The sequence below is a fragment of the Mucilaginibacter sp. P2_D11 genome (assembly GCF_056404435.1).
This window is the reverse complement of the sequence record NZ_JBFUEA010000010.1, coordinates 145,491-160,462: the sequence shown is the minus strand read 5'-3', so window position 1 is coordinate 160,462 and position 14,972 is coordinate 145,491. Positions and strand designations below refer to the sequence as shown.

The window sequence follows — 14,972 nt, the reverse complement described above, 5'->3', positions numbered from 1 at the left end:
TATTTGTTGTCGGAGTTTCTTTACCCGCCCTATAAACATTGATGCACGAAACAAACCATTCTGGCAGCAAACTATCCAAACGCAACGGCTGGGTTTATTTGCTATTGCCATTTATTGTGGCTTGCGGGCAGAAAAAGCCTGCCGATACGGGCAACTATTCCGATGAATATTTAATTATACAGAAACAAGCCGATAAGATTTGGGGGCTTAACAACAGCACCAGGGCCGTACATTATATGGATTCGGCATTCCGCAAACTGCCAAATGCCACCATCAACGATAAATTTCGTTTTTACGCTTTCCACTACGTGCACTACCAAAAGTTGCTGCACGATTATAAAACCAGCCTGCTATATGCCGATAGCATGATTGCTATGGCCAAAAAGAGCGTTACGCCCAAGCAATACTCCGAGAATTATCCCGAGGCCAATTTTGCACTTGGAGATGCCTATTTCGAACTGAAGCAATTCAACGATGCTTACCAGGCATACTATGAGGGTTACCTTGCAGGCAAAAACTACCTCAATTCTGCTGCCCTTGCCGATTATACCTACCGCATGGGCATGATTATGTACAAAAAGGCGCAATACAAACTGGCTGCAAATTACTTTAAGGATAGCTACAGGCATAGCGGCAGCGACAGCTACACGCTGAATAAAGACTTCGTGAGCTTTTACCGCCGCCAGGAACTGCTAGATAATATAGGCCTCAGCTACAGGCACAATAACGAGAACGACAGCGCCGTGGTTTATTTCGATAAAGCTCTGCAGCTCATTAGCGATAACGCCGCTAATTTCCCCGACAGGAAACTGCATATCGATATGGCTTCCGGGGTGGTTTATGGCAACAAAGCCGAGGTTTATATCCAAAAAAATCAGGATCAGATGGCTATCTCCCTGCTAAAAAGGAGCATCGATATAAACCTAAAATCGGGGTACGATAATAGGGATGCGCAGCTAACCGAGGTAAAGCTGGGCAATTTATACCTTAAAGCAAATAAGACCGATTCTCTTGCATTGCTGTTAGGAAACCTGCGTGCGCAACTCGACACCACCAAAAACCCCGATGCCGAGGCCGATTACAACCGCCTGATAGGCAACTACTACCTAAAAAAGAACAATTTAAGCCTGGCCATAAGCCACATACAACGTTATAACCATCTTAAAGATTCGTTGGCAAAAAACGCCAGCCTGCTAATGGAAAGCGATGTAAACCAGCAGGTGGCCAATTACGAAAAGCAGCACGAAATTGACCTGTTGAGCAACGACAACAAGCTACAGGTAATATACCTCTACGCCATCACACTGGTGGCTATACTTACGGCAATCATTATGTTTTTGGTGTTTCGCAACTGGCGACGATCTAAACGCGATGTGCTTACGGTAAACATCCTCAACCAGCAGATAAACGAGCAGAACCATGTGCTGGAAAACACACTTACCGAATTAAACAACAGCAGCCAGGAAAAAGACCGCATACTGCGCACCGTAGCGCACGATTTGCGCAACCCCATCGGCGGCATAGCATCGTTAACTGGCATGATGGCCGAGGACGATTATACCGAGGATCAAAAGGAACTTATAAACCTGGTAAGAGAAACATCAGTAAACTCGCTGGAACTCATAAACGAGATACTGGAGGCAACCAACATGCAATCGGTGAAGCTTAACCTGGAACCTGTAGAGATAAACTCGCTGGTGAATAACAGCGTGGAGCTGCTCCGGTTTAAAGCCGCCGAAAAAGGGCAGAAAATAATTTTAGAACCGTCGGAAAAACAGCAGGAACTAATAGTAAGCCGCGAGAAAATATGGCGGGTTATCAGCAACCTTATTAGCAATGCCATTAAATTCAGCCCTACGGGTGAAACCATTACCGTGAAGGTGACGAATAACAACGATGCCGTTGTAATATCCGTAAAGGATAACGGCATTGGCATCCCCGAAAAGATGCAGACCGAAGTATTCAATATGTTTACCAGCGCTCAGCGGCCCGGTACCGATGGGGAAAAATCTTTTGGCCTGGGCTTATCTATATGCAGGCAGATTGTAGAGAAGCATAATGGTAAGATATGGCTCGAAAGCAACGACGGCCAGGGCACTACGTTCTTCGTGAGCCTGCCTGTACAAACCGTTGATGTTAGCGGCAACTCATCGCAAAAAGCTAGCGTACCAGTGTCCTGAGGCTTTAACAATGCGTTTTTGGGTGTCAAAATCAATATGTATTAGCCCAAACCTGGGGTGGTAGCCTTCGGCCCATTCAAAATTATCAGTTAGCGTCCACACAAAATAGCCTTCCAACCTGCAGCCTTCCTGTTTTGCCTTAAGTACCTGCTGTAAATGCGTTTGCAGGTAATTCACACGCTTGGGGTCTTCAACCGCGTCGCCCTCTACGGTATCCGGGAAAGCCGCACCGTTTTCCGTAACTATTATCTTCTTTACCTGCGGGTAGCTGTTGAATTTATGGATCATGTGGTAAATAGCAGGCGGGTGTACCTCCCATTTCATGGAGGTAAGCTCCACTTTCCGGTCCTCGGCCTTAACTAGCCGGGCGCCGATGTATGGCGTAAAAAAAGAATATTTGACGATTTCGCGAGTATAATTCTGCAGGCCTATGAAATCGAAATCGTAATGCAGGTTATCCTCATCGCCCGGCTTAAAATATTTTTGGATACCTTTCAACGCCGAAACTTCGGTTGGGTAGCCAAGACCTAGTAACGGCTCTAAAAACAGGCGGTTTATCAGGGCGTCGGCACGTTTTGCAGCAGCAACATCGCGCGGCTTATCAGAATAAGGTTCAATGTAAGAGCAGGAAAACGTAGTACCCATATGCGCATGCGGCAATGCCTTGCGCAGCGTTTTAGCCCCCGCCACCAGGCTAAGCACGGCGTGATGTACGGCCGGCAAAAAGTTACGCAACCCCATCCGTCCGGGTGCATGTATGCCTAAAAAGTAGCCCGCGCCGGTAAACACGGCCGGCTCGTTCATAATCATCCAGTTTTTTACCCGGTCGCCAAAAGCATCCGCGCAAATCTGCACGAAGTTGGTAAACCAACCAATGATGTCGCGGTTGGTCCAGCCGCCTTTGTCTTCCAGCGCTTGCGGCAAATCCCAATGGTAAACAGTTAGCCATGGCTCAATACCTTGCTGCAGGCAATAATCAATAACGTTGTTGTAGTGATCAATCCCGGCCTGGTTTACTTCGCCGGTACCCTGCGGCAATATGCGCGACCATGCAATGGAGAACCTGAAGTTGGGTATATTAAGCTGTTTTACCAGGTCGATATCCTGGCGGTAGTTGAGGTAAAAATCGCAGGCCTGGGTATGGGTATCGCCGTTAAGTATCTTGCCTTTTTTTGCGGTAAAGGTATCCCAGATAGATTTGCCTTTGCCCTCGGCATCGCATGAGCCTTCGGTTTGCAGGGCCGCAGTAGACACCCCCCAGGCGAAATCCGGGCCGAATTGTTTTTTATCGAGTTGAATTACAGGACGTTCAGATGCCATTAATTTGAGCTGGTGCGAGGCCCAAAATGTACATTATAATTGTATATACGAAACGATTCCGTAAAAATTAGTGCTTGAACGATGAACGCATGCTTTTCAGGAACAGGTATTCGCGTATATCGTTAATAAAGCCGGTTAGTTTGCTGAAGAGTTTCATGGTGCTTTGCTTTAATTTGTATATCACTAATGTAAGGCAACCATGTGTGCTTAAAGTGTTGTTTATGTTATGATTAGGTTAACATAGGGACAGGATTACACAGAAGGGCCCCGAGAATTTTTATTGAGTGAACACGAATTCCACGAATTAAGCTCAATTAACACAAAGCAGGTTTGCAATCATGATTCTCTTCCGTAGCTAAAAATTCGTGAAACGGCAAAGCCCTCTCGAACACCGTTAAAGAAATAAATAACCGTGAGAAATTCGTCTCAATTAGTGCTATTCGTGTTCACTCAATCCGTGGAATTCGCGTTTATAATTTTTACTTTTGTGGGCCATGAAAAGCTATTTTATCCGCCTGTTTAATTACGATGCCCACGCCAACAAGCAAGCTACCGGGCTGATGTTGCAGTACCCCAACGTGCCGCAGCCGGCTGGGCTGATGGCGCATATGCTGGCGGCGCAGCAAACCTGGTTAAAACGGTGCAAACACCTTCCGGCACCGGGCGGCCCGCTGTGGCCCGAAGGCCAGGTGGAAAGCTTCGACGCGACTATAGATGCCAACCACGCAGATTGGATAGCCTATCTGGAAACCTTGCAACCTGCCGATTTCGACACGATAATTACCTATAAGAATGTCAAAGGCGAAGCGTTAAAAAATGCGCTAAGCGATATACTGGCCCATGTGATAAACCATGGAACGCATCACCGTGCGCAGATTGGCCAGCACCTTAAGCAAGCGGGCGCAGAACTACCTATTTCTGATTATATCTTTTACATCCGAACCCTTGAAAATAACATCTGACATGAAAAAATTATTTGCCGTTGCATTGTTAAGTCTGCTGTTTTTAGGCTGTACCGACCCCAAACAACAAGAGAAAACCTTATTAGACGAAGTGATAGCCACACACGATAGCGTGATGGTGAAGGATGAACTGGTAGAGCGAGCGAAATTCCAACTGGATACATTGGCAAAAAAAGATTCGGCATTGAACGTTGATACAGGCGCGAAAAGCCTCGTAAAAATACTGGATAGCACCAACGCTAAAATGGAAGACTGGATGCATAAGTTCGATGCGGAGAACAAGGGGAAAACGCATGAAGAGATTATGGTCTACCTGGCCGACCAGAAAAAACAGATCCAGGCTATCGACAAGCAATTTGATGCGGCTATCGCAGCAACAAACACCTATAAGAAATCGTTGATAAAAAAATGAGGAAACTGGCAACTATCGTTGGCATCGTGCTGCTTTACGCAGCCTGCAAAAGCGGAGAAAATAAAGCTACCCTGCCCTTCTACGGAAACCGAGATACCAAAACCGACACGGTTGATGGCAAGGCGGTGGTAGATACCATTTATCACACCATCCCTGCGTTTAAATTCGTTAACCAATATGGCGACAGTATCACCGAAAAAAGTCTGAAAGGCGACATTTACGTAGCCGATTTCTTTTTCACCACTTGCCCTTCCATATGCCCCATCATGCACCGCAATATGCTGAAGGTTTATAACGAGTTCAAGAACGTAAGCGATTTCAAGATTCTCTCGCACACCATCGACCCAAGGCATGATACCGTGCCCGTGCTGAAAAAATACGCCGATAACCTGGGCATCAGCGGCAACAGCTGGTGGCTGCTGCAGGGCACAAAGGAAGACACCTACGTCCTATCGGCCAGTTACCTGGTAAGTCCGCCGCAGGAAAATGCCAAAGAGAAGTTCATACACGATGGCTATTTTATTTTGGTAGATAAGCAGAAGCGGGTACGCGGCACGTACGATGGCACCCTGGAAAAAGAAGTGGACCGCCTGATAGCCGATATCAAAACCCTGCGGGCAGAATCGAACACCCAAATCGCCCAATGAAATTCAAAGTAATTGCGGGCATCGTGCTGCTGCTGGGCATCATAGCAGCATCCTGCGGTAGTGAAACCGATATGGAGTTTAAGCGCTACTACATTGGCGGAGAGCAGCTTTACCGCGAACGCTGCCAAAATTGCCACGGCAAAAACGGCGAGGGCCTGTCTAACCTTATCCCCCCGCTTACCGATAGCGTTTTCCTGAAGGCGAACAAGAAGCTGCTGGCCTGCATCGTAAACAATGGCACAAAGGGCCAGTTGCTGCGTGTTGGCGGCAAAAGCTTTGTAGGCGATATGCCGGCCAACGATATGGCCCCGGTAGATATAGCAAAGGTGCTTACCTATATTACCAACTCTTTCGGCAACAAAACGGGTACGGTAACTTCAGAAGATGTATCGCGCGATTTACAGGGGTGTAAGTAAATACTATACTCTTTAACAATACCTTAAGGCCATCATTCCGTATTATCCAAACACAAACCCCTACCCGTTGTTGCAATATAAAACGGAGATTATGGAACAACAATTTGATGCAGTGCTTACCGGCTCGGATAGCGAAGTAAACGGTATTGCAACGCGGCTTGATAACGGTGCTTATGAATTCAACTCGCTGGATGGCAGCCTGAATTTGATAATAGCCCGCAATGCTGATGGCAAATGGGAACGGATTGCAGGCTCGGAGCCCTATTTTTCGGGATGGATTGACGAACTTGCGGAGCAAATACCCAATGCGGTAAATAATTAATATCGATGGAAAAAAGAGAGTTAGGAAAATCCGGGCTTATAGTACACCCCTTTGTTTTTGGCGGGAATGTTTTCGGCTGGACGGCCGACGAAAAAACGTCCTTCGGCTTGCTGGATGCCTTTGTGGATGGCGGCTTTAACTTTGTAGATACTGCCGATGTGTACTCCAAATGGGCACCTGGCCATACCGGTGGCGAATCTGAAACCATCATCGGCAACTGGCTTAAACAAGGCGGCAAGCGCGATAAAATTATCCTGGCCACCAAGGTAGGCAAACCGATGGGCGAAGGAATGACGGGCCTGTCTAAAGCATATATCACCCGTGCCGTGGAGGATTCATTGAAGCGCCTGCAAACAGATTATATCGACCTTTACCAATCGCACGAGGATGATGCCAACACCCCGCTGGAGGAAACCCTGGCCACTTTTACCGATTTGATAAAACAAGGGAAAGTGCGGGCCATCGGCGCATCCAACTATAGCGGACCCCGCCTGCGCGAAGCTTTAGAGGTAAGCAAAGCAAACGGTTTCGCCCGCTATGAAAGCCTGCAACCCGAATACAACCTGTACGCCCGCGAAGATTACGAACACCAGTACGAATCGCTTTGCCGGGAGAACAGCCTGGGCGTTATCACCTACTTTTCGCTGGCAAGTGGTTTCCTTACCGGCAAATACCGCTCAGAAGCCGACCTGAACAAAAGCAAACGCGGCGGTGGCATCAAAAAATATTTAAACGGGCGAGGCTATAAAATATTAGCCGCGCTAGATAAAGTGTCGGCAGAGTACAACAGCACGCCTGCCGCCGCAGCTCTGGCCTGGCTAATGGCAAGGCCGGGCATTACCGGGCCAATTGCCAGCGCCACCAGCGTGCAGCAATTAGAAGAGATTGGCAAAGCTGCAGAACTAAAGCTCAGTCCCGAATCTATTGAGTTGCTCACTACGGCGAGCAGCTACTAATAGCTACATAAAAGGAGAGGCTTGCCGATATCGGCAGGGCTCTCTTTGTTGGTATGTATATTGGGGAAGGGGTGCTTAGAACCTTGCAGGGCGCATAAAGCCACTCTGCCTTGCATTATGGCCACCGCCATTACCTTGTCCACCGCCTTGTTGACCACCATTGTGTTGACCACCATTGTGTTGACCGCCACCTTGCTGGCCGCCACCATTTTGGTTACCGCCACCTTGTTGGCCACCGTTGTGTTGGCCACCATTGCCTTGCTGGCCACCGCCGTTTTGGCTACCACCACCCTGTTGACCGCCCCAGCCGCCACCTTGTTGGCCACCGTTCGAAGGCTGTTGTGGTTGTCCGCCACCTTGTTGTCCGCCCCAACCACCATGTTGGCCACCGTTTGAAGGTTGCTGCGGCTGTCCGCCGCTTTGCTGGCCACCCCAGCCGCCACGACCATGGTCGTCTCTGCCGCCTTGGCCGTTGCCGCCTCGGTTATCGTCTCTCCTGCCCCAACCATTGTTGCCTCGGTTATCATCCCTCCTGCCCCAACCATTGCTGCCTCGGTTATCATCCCTGCCGCCCCCGTAGCCATTGTTGCCACGGCTGGCATAGTTATTATCCCTGCGGTTCCAGTCGCCACGGTTAGGGTTACCGCCCCAGCGGCCACGGTAAGCATCGTGGTTCATGTATGGCCTGCGGCCACGTATCTCGAACCTGCGTGCGCTGCGCCAATCGTAGTTGCGGTATGCGCCCGGTAAATATTGTGCCCTAACCCAACGGTTGCCATCGTTATAAAAATAGCATTGTAGCGGTACACTGTAATAAGCTTCTACTTCGGGTAAGTAATAGTAATCGTCGCTGTCGTCAAAGTCATCATTATAAATAACCTGAGGTTGTGGTGCATATACCGGCCTAACGGGTACGTTGAAGCCAATGTGAACGGATATCTGTGCTTGTGCCTTGTTTGCGAACAAACCGGCTAAAACCATTGCCGATAATAAATATATCTTTTTCATTTCGTTTAAATTTTATACATCTATGACGGCTTCTGTAAACGAAAGTTTAACACCGGATGGCAATAATATCATGACGCATTAACACACCAAAATATAATTCTTATTTTTTGTATTATATCAAAATTAAATTCCAATAAATAAAACATAGTAACGGTTTAGCAATTATAAATATCGCAGCATGCCATCAAAAATATGCCTTCCCTGATAACAAAATTATTGCTATACCACCCTAAACAGATTTCGGTTTACAACGTTTTATAGGTTAATTTGAGCATAAACACAAACTTACAATGAAGACTATCAACCACCTTCGAACTTTGCCTGTTGCTGCTGCTTGCTTCGCCTTGTTGCTTACGGCATGCAACGACGATAAAGGCAAAACAGCCAAAACAGATACCTCTGCTACCGATACATCGGCAGTAACCCTAACCTTGCCTGCGGGCTTTAGTGCAGCCACCATCGCCAAAAACCTGGGCAGCGTGCGGCATATCTCCATTACGCCGCAAGGGGGCATATATGTAAAACATAAAAGCGCAGGCGGCAATGCAGGCATCTTGTATTTAACCGAAGCTAATGGCGCAGCTACCGTAAAAACCTCGTTCGGAACCTTTGATGGTACGGGTATTTATGTAAAGAATGGCTACTTATACGCCTCGTCTGACGAGGAAGTGTTCCGCTTTAAGCTGAACGCCAATAACGAAGTAGAAAGCCCGGATAAACCCGAAAAAGTGGTAACCGGCCTTATATCACGTCACCAGCATGAAGCCAAGGCTATCTTGTTGGATGATGCCGGCAACCTGTACGTAAACATAGGCGCTTACTCCAACTCCTGCCAGGTGAAAGACCGCACCAAAGAATCTCCGGGCCAACCGGGCTGCCCTGTCCTGGATTCGGCAGCGGGCATTTGGCAATTTAAGGCCGATAAGCTTAACCAAACTTATAAAGACGGCGTGCGTTATGCAACCGGCCTGCGCAACGTAGTGGGTATGGACTGGAATAAAACCGCTAACCAGCTTTATGTAATGCAACACGGCCGCGATCAGTTGCACGATAACTGGCCCGCCTTGTACACGCAACAGCAATCGGCCATATTGCCTGCCGAGTGTATGTTTGCGATGAACAAAGGCGACAATGCCGGTTGGCCCTACGTTTATTACGACCAGGTGCAGAAAAAGAAAATAGTAATGCCCGAATACGGCGGCGACGGCAAAAAAGAGGGCGACAGCAAATACCTCGACCCTGCCGCTGCTTTCCCCGGTCACCTTGCGCCTAATGGTTTATTGTTTTATACCGGCAACCAATTCCCCGAACGTTATAAAAATGGTGCATTCATAGCCTTCCATGGTTCGTGGAACCGTGCGCCCGAGCCACAGGCGGGTTATTTTGTGGTGTTTCAACCCTTAAAGAATGGCAAAGCCGATGGCCCGATGGAAGTATTTGCAGATGGCTTCTCAGGTTCTGCAGAAAATACCGCTAAAGGCAATGCCCTGCGTCGCCCCTGCGGCCTTGCACAAGGGCCGGATGGTTCCCTCTACGTAACCGACGATGTGAAAGGCGATATTTATAAGATAAGTTATAAGAAGTAAGAGGATAATCATCCATCATAAAAACGGGGTGAACCATTTTGGCTCACCCCGTTTTTTGTTAGCCGCTGAGCGTGTAACGGTAAGTTAGGCTTTGCTGCATTTTCTCCTTAACGCGGTCAATAGCCTCCTCGCTTTCATCACGCTCGGTTTTGTCGGTTGCTTCCATGTAGGCGTTTTGGTAAGCCTGGAGTGCCTTAGCCCATTGCCTGTTCTGTTCGGCGTAAAGGCCAAGCAGTGCGTATGTAGAAGCTACATCTATCCCCGGCGTTGCCAGGGCTTTGGCCGAAACTGCCGTCACCAGCCTGTCCATTTTCAGGAATACCACCAGGCTTAGGTAATGGAAATAATTATCCGGGAACAAAGGTTCCAACTCCATGCAGGTTTTAAAGTGAAAGCCTGCGGTTTGGTAGTCTTGTAAATCATAATAATATAGCTTACCCAGTTGATGGTGCGCACGCTCGTAAGTGGCATCATCGGCAATAATAGCATTGAGCAAATTGAGTGCTTTTGGCGTTTCGCCGAATGATAGCTCATCAACAGCCTGCAAATACTTCTCTTCGATAGTATAATAAGTGTCCATAAAAATTAAAAATGTCCTAAAGGGCAAAAGCCAAAAGGGTTGTGTCGATAAAAAATTAAAATTGTTTTCCGGTGGTTATCCGGTGTACTATGAAGAGAAATGTATCCTTGATGCATAACTCCCCCACTGCTTGCCCAGCGGCCGCATATTGGTTTTGAAGGATAAGTTATTTAATAGCATCTTATAGTTATTTGCTGCAAAGGTAATTGGCGCGGGCGAGAAATGCAAACAGGATTTTAAGATTGTCGGGATTGGGGCCAGCAGGACGCCTTACCGGGGAGGCCTGTGAAAAAAAGAAGCGACAGGCACAGGCCCATCGCTTCTAATATCGTTGCAGTGTCGAATCGCTCTTATTTTTCGAGCAATATTTTTTGATTATTGAAAGCAAAGGCAGCATCAACCAGTTCGGCAACCAGCGGCCAGTCGGCAGCTTTCTCGAAGTTGTTGGCATACGTGCGCGTTACGGTGATGTTGAGCATATTGCCCACCACGGCTGCCGTGCAGGAGAACGACCCGGTTTTATTGCTTTTTTGCTTGTTCAAATCCTCTACACCGGTGGCTTTATAGCCCGGCGGAATATTGAGGGCGATGATATACTTAAAAGTACGAGCGCCCGGCATATAAACATCAATGGTACGTTTGCGGTCTTTATCATCTAACTGTACAAACGAACCTGCAAGCTTCCCCACGTCTACAATGTAGTTGTTGCCCGCTTTTTTCACGAAGTTGTTCAGTATCATGGTAGAGGTGTACTCAAAGGGCGCCTGGTTTATCTCGAGGCCTTTGTTGATCACCTTAAAATCGAGTAGTTGCGAAGGTTCCTGGTCGAACTGGCTCTTTGCTTCTTCCATAAAATCCTGGCGTATCTGTGCAGATGTTTTACCCATTCCAGCTAAAAAAGCATCGGCTGATTTTTTGGTCTCGGGGTTCTTGGAGAGACGCTTCTCCAGCGGGTCGCCGTTAACCAGTTCGGTAAGGCCGGCATCTATATCCATAGCGCTCAATAGCTCTTTTTGGCCACTATGGCGCAGGAAGCCAGTTTGTTTTACCGTGCGCTGTATTTTGATATGCTGATAATCTGCCATCAGCCAAACATTGAGTTTCTCCTCTATCTTATTTTTATCGGCAGGGCTCACCGGCAAAGTAGCCTGATATTCGTTGAATTCGTACTTGCGTGCATTTTTGCGCTCGGGCGTAAGGGCAATGGCCTTTTCGCCCTGAAATTTGGCGGGTATTTCGTTAAAATGGGTAACGGCATCGTAAAAACTCATATAAAGCGGATTGTTGCCGTTGGCTATCCTGATGATGGCATCAAAATCACTCATGGTGAATACGTTATCGAGCGAGCTCCCCTCACGCGATGCTACCAGCAGTATATCGTGCGGTATATCCATATCGGTAAGCAGGCGACTCATATCAATCACGGCGGTTTTGCTGCGGGCGGTGCGGTAGTTGATTTGGCTCATATCGTCCAGGTCGCTTTTCAAGAAATTGCCGAAGACATGCAGTTTCCAGGTATCGTAAAACACTTTCATGGAGCTATCAAGGGATACCGCCTGCATCTTCTTTTTGCCACCGAAGTAGTCTTTCAGCATCTTGGCGGGCTCTTCATCTATCGGGTTAGTCTGCTCGTTAAACGCGCTCTCGAACAAGGCCTTGTTGGCATCCATGCCGCCGGCGCCTTTGCGGATACCATTGTAACTGTTGAGCATCTTCAGCGAACTCTGGTTGCTTATTTCTATATAAGGCAACTGGCGGAAAGTGGATGTCCATTTCTGGCCCTCCAGTTTAGGGAGGTCCTTCAGCTTTAAGTTATAAACTTTATCGCCATTGTCCAGCGTGCTTTCCTGGAACGCCGGGGCACCGTTAGCGTTGATGTACAGCACCGCCGATTTTTTGTTCACCTGGAAATTGAGCGAATAATTGAGGATGGGGTATTCATCGGCAAGCACGAATACCTGGTCGTTATTAGAGTAGTTATCATCGCCTACCTTTTCCGACAAATCATTGTTGCTGATGTAATAGTCCAATATGTCGCCTACCTGCAGGCCGGGTATAGCAAGCTTGCCTTGCTGATCTTTGCCTGTGTTCTTCAGCAGCACCTCTTCGCCGGTATTGATTACCACCTCCTGCCCATTGGGTTTGAGGATTTTGGCACCTATGTAGGTTTCGTGCAAATCTTTTATCTTGCTTATCAGCAGTGATATGCTTTTATCCAGCAGTTTTTGGTACTCTAACGTAGAGTACCTTTCCAGTGCCGATTTATCGTTTATCTTAACCCGCTCGTGGAAAGTGGATATGCGGCTTACTTTATTGGTAACAGCAGCAGTAATAATCATGAAATGCACCTTTACGTTTGATGTGCGCTGCATACTGTAAGATTGCGCCAGGATAACCGCACCCTCGCCGGCATATTTGGCGGGTACTTCCTTAAGCAAAAATTCGGGCGGCGGCGCGCCCCATACCAATTTTTGTATCTCGCCGGCTTTTTCATTATAGGTTTGTGCCGAGAGGCCGAGCGTGGCACATAAAAATAAAATGATTAGTACTTGTTTTTTCATTCGTTATAAAGGTTTAAGTGTTACGGTATCGTTGTAGGCTTTCACCAGCTGCTCTATATCCTGGTTCCATTGCGCAAATTTGGCTTTGGCCAGGTGCGTGTTTTTGATAAGGATATTCTTTTTATAAATAACTTTAGTTGGCGTGGCGGTGTATTGGATGTGGAACTCATAATCGGAAGTGATGATGTTCAGCGCTGCCGGAAGGTAATCTACCTTAAGCCCCGCAGGTATCAACAGTTCGGCATCGCGTTTGATATCCATTTTATGGCCAAACCAGTAATCGTGCTTGCGTTCGTCGGTCTTGATGGCACCCTCAGTAAACTCGCGGGTATGATCGAGGTCGACATAATAAGCCTTGCCGAATGATGAGATCCCGTTTTTGGTACTCACCTGGTAGCTTACAGTCAAATTACCATCAGGCTTTTCCATTTGCGACATGTTAAGGTTGGTGATGGTGTAATCGTTATTATCGCCAGACAGGTAATTGATCATAGCATCAGCAGCTTTTTCCCTGCGGATGCTATTGAGGCCCGTAAGCACCTCTTCCTTGTCCTCCCCTTTCCAAATGTAATTTACCGTCCCTTTTAGGGCTCCATCTACAATTTCGTACCTGGCGATAGCGGTGTTGGCGTTTTGGCCCATAGCGGCAACGGGTACGCGGGTAAGCCTGTATTTTTCGCCATCCTCCATCAACACCTGCCTGCCCTGTATGCGCTCGGCATATTCATCAAAGCCGATATAGCTTTCGGTGGCATCCAAAAAATAAGTTTTCCCCTTGATATCCAGGGCGCATATCATGTGGTTATCTACCGACAGCGAGGGGGTTTGGTAATCGTAGGCAATGTGGTTGGTGCCCAGCCAGCACAGGCGCGCATCGTAGCCGCTTGCGGTAAGCAGCGCCTTGGTTAGGTTGGCCATGCCCTTGCAATCGCCATATTTTTTGCGCAGCACCTCGTCGGGGCTTTCGGGCTTAAAGCCGGCCATGCCATCTTCAAAAGCAATGTAGCGGATATTATCCTGCACGTAATAATAAATGGCCTTTATCTTTTGTATATCGGTTGTAAGACCTGCGGTAAGCTCTTTGGCCTTGGCAATAACGGCCGCCTGATCTGCAGCCGTATTGCTTTTAGTTAAGCTATGGTACCATTTGTACTGATCGTCCAATGTGTTGAAATAGGTAAAGCTGCCGCCCGGCGGCGTTGCCGATTTGCACATCACCAGTAAATGCGGATAAAGGTAGCTTGGGCCGGGGCTGTTGCCCTCCTGTTTGGTGGCAGGCAGGTTTTGTATGCTATAAGTAACCAGGTCGGCATCTTCACTGCTGATGTATTGAACGCTTTTTTTTATATTGAAAGTGCCGAAGTTGAGTTCCTTCAGCTCAACCTTCATCCAGCGGGGTATTTTTATAGCAACCGTTTTTTGCTCAAGGGCATAGGGTTCGGTAAAATAAATGCTGGTGAAATAGCGCGGATCGTTTACGGTTTGCTCGAAGGTGACTACCCCCAGCGCGCCTTTCCGGGGGATTGCCATGGGGAAATAGCAAATCTTTTCGTCGGAATAAAAGATATCATCGCTGCCGTAATAGGTATAAACGGGTTTAAAATCGCGCGGCTTTCGGCCGTCTACCTCACATGCTACCGAGGTTAAGGTTACCTGGTTGTTATAATTGAGGGCCACCGGCACAGTCGCCTGGAAACGGCTTGATGCATAACTAACGGTTTGCTTTTCTTTGATTTCTACCGCTGCCGTTTTTGCGTTGTAAACAAACTGGTAATTTTCTACAGCAGACTTGATGGAGATGGTAGAATCGGCCGACTGGCCATAAACTATGCGGGTGCAAAACAGGCATAAAAAGCCCGAAACAATATATTTAATCATAAATTAATTAGAATCCTAACATAAGGTTTTTTTTTTGCCTGCGGAAATAATGTGTTGTTAATATTATGTTACCTCCGTTTAATTTAATGCAGTTTTTTTGCTGCCCCTACTTTCGCGCTAATATCTAAAAAACTACCTTTGCGT

13 protein-coding genes are annotated in these 14,972 nt (G+C 47.6%); 8 read left to right on the top strand and 5 right to left on the bottom strand.

Annotation, left to right across the window (positions count from 1 at the left end):
- The first annotated feature begins 41 nt into the window (after positions 1 to 41).
- Positions 42 to 2,180, top strand: coding sequence for a tetratricopeptide repeat-containing sensor histidine kinase (locus AC1DXC_RS17090; protein WP_477460379.1), 2,139 nt, complete (start codon positions 42 to 44; stop codon positions 2,178 to 2,180).
- On the opposite strand, the gene AC1DXC_RS17085 is transcribed toward AC1DXC_RS17090, so the two are convergent.
- Entirely contained in the window at positions 2,148 to 3,500 is a 1,353-nt protein-coding gene (locus tag AC1DXC_RS17085; RefSeq protein ID WP_477460378.1) for a GH1 family beta-glucosidase, read from the bottom strand. The two genes, AC1DXC_RS17090 and AC1DXC_RS17085, sit on opposite strands and share 33 nt — an antisense overlap.
- A gap of 494 nt (positions 3,501 to 3,994) precedes the next feature.
- Between AC1DXC_RS17085 and AC1DXC_RS17080 the strand changes: the two genes are divergently transcribed.
- The 6 genes from AC1DXC_RS17080 (at position 3,995) to AC1DXC_RS17055 (ending at position 7,215) form a co-directional block, all read left to right on the top strand.
- Positions 3,995 to 4,462: a DinB family protein gene (locus AC1DXC_RS17080; protein ID WP_477460377.1), complete on the top strand. Its 468-nt coding sequence runs from the start codon at positions 3,995 to 3,997 to the stop codon at positions 4,460 to 4,462.
- A gap of 1 nt (position 4,463) precedes the next feature.
- The gene (locus AC1DXC_RS17075) at positions 4,464 to 4,874 is read left to right on the top strand and encodes a hypothetical protein (RefSeq protein ID WP_477460376.1); all 411 of its coding nucleotides are present in this window, start codon (positions 4,464 to 4,466) and stop codon (positions 4,872 to 4,874) included.
- The gene (locus tag AC1DXC_RS17070) at positions 4,871 to 5,521 is read left to right on the top strand and encodes an SCO family protein (RefSeq protein WP_477460375.1); all 651 of its coding nucleotides are present in this window, start codon (positions 4,871 to 4,873) and stop codon (positions 5,519 to 5,521) included. The genes AC1DXC_RS17075 and AC1DXC_RS17070 overlap by 4 nt, the downstream gene beginning before the upstream one ends.
- Positions 5,518 to 5,937: a c-type cytochrome gene (locus tag AC1DXC_RS17065; protein WP_477460374.1), complete on the top strand. Its 420-nt coding sequence runs from the start codon at positions 5,518 to 5,520 to the stop codon at positions 5,935 to 5,937. The genes AC1DXC_RS17070 and AC1DXC_RS17065 overlap by 4 nt, the downstream gene beginning before the upstream one ends.
- A 91-nt stretch (positions 5,938 to 6,028) precedes the next feature.
- On the top strand, positions 6,029 to 6,259 hold the full coding sequence (locus AC1DXC_RS17060; RefSeq protein WP_477460373.1) for a hypothetical protein: 231 nt from the start codon (positions 6,029 to 6,031) through the stop codon (positions 6,257 to 6,259).
- Positions 6,260 to 6,264: 5 nt separating this feature from the next.
- Positions 6,265 to 7,215, top strand: coding sequence for an aldo/keto reductase (locus AC1DXC_RS17055; RefSeq protein ID WP_477460372.1), 951 nt, complete (start codon positions 6,265 to 6,267; stop codon positions 7,213 to 7,215).
- 75 nt (positions 7,216 to 7,290) lie between these two features.
- Here the strand turns inward: AC1DXC_RS17055 and AC1DXC_RS17050 are convergent, their stop codons facing one another.
- The gene (locus tag AC1DXC_RS17050; protein ID WP_477460371.1) at positions 7,291 to 8,223 is read right to left on the bottom strand and encodes a hypothetical protein; all 933 of its coding nucleotides are present in this window, start codon (positions 8,221 to 8,223) and stop codon (positions 7,291 to 7,293) included.
- A 290-nt stretch (positions 8,224 to 8,513) separates the two neighbouring features.
- Between AC1DXC_RS17050 and AC1DXC_RS17045 the strand changes: the two genes are divergently transcribed.
- Positions 8,514 to 9,809: a PQQ-dependent sugar dehydrogenase gene (locus AC1DXC_RS17045; protein ID WP_477460370.1), complete on the top strand. Its 1,296-nt coding sequence runs from the start codon at positions 8,514 to 8,516 to the stop codon at positions 9,807 to 9,809.
- A 58-nt stretch (positions 9,810 to 9,867) separates the two neighbouring features.
- Here the strand turns inward: AC1DXC_RS17045 and AC1DXC_RS17040 are convergent, their stop codons facing one another.
- The 3 genes from AC1DXC_RS17040 to AC1DXC_RS17030 all read right to left on the bottom strand — a co-directional run bounded on the left by AC1DXC_RS17040 (position 9,868) and on the right by AC1DXC_RS17030 (position 14,828).
- Entirely contained in the window at positions 9,868 to 10,389 is a 522-nt protein-coding gene (locus AC1DXC_RS17040) for a hypothetical protein (protein ID WP_477460369.1), read from the bottom strand.
- Between the two features lie 350 nt (positions 10,390 to 10,739).
- Positions 10,740 to 12,950 carry a hypothetical protein gene (locus AC1DXC_RS17035; RefSeq protein ID WP_477460368.1) on the bottom strand — a complete coding sequence of 737 codons (2,211 nt, stop codon included), beginning with the start codon at positions 12,948 to 12,950 and terminating at the stop codon, positions 10,740 to 10,742.
- Positions 12,951 to 12,953: 3 nt separating this feature from the next.
- Entirely contained in the window at positions 12,954 to 14,828 is a 1,875-nt protein-coding gene (locus AC1DXC_RS17030) for a transglutaminase-like domain-containing protein (protein ID WP_477460367.1), read from the bottom strand.
- Positions 14,829 to 14,972: the final 144 nt, after the last annotated feature.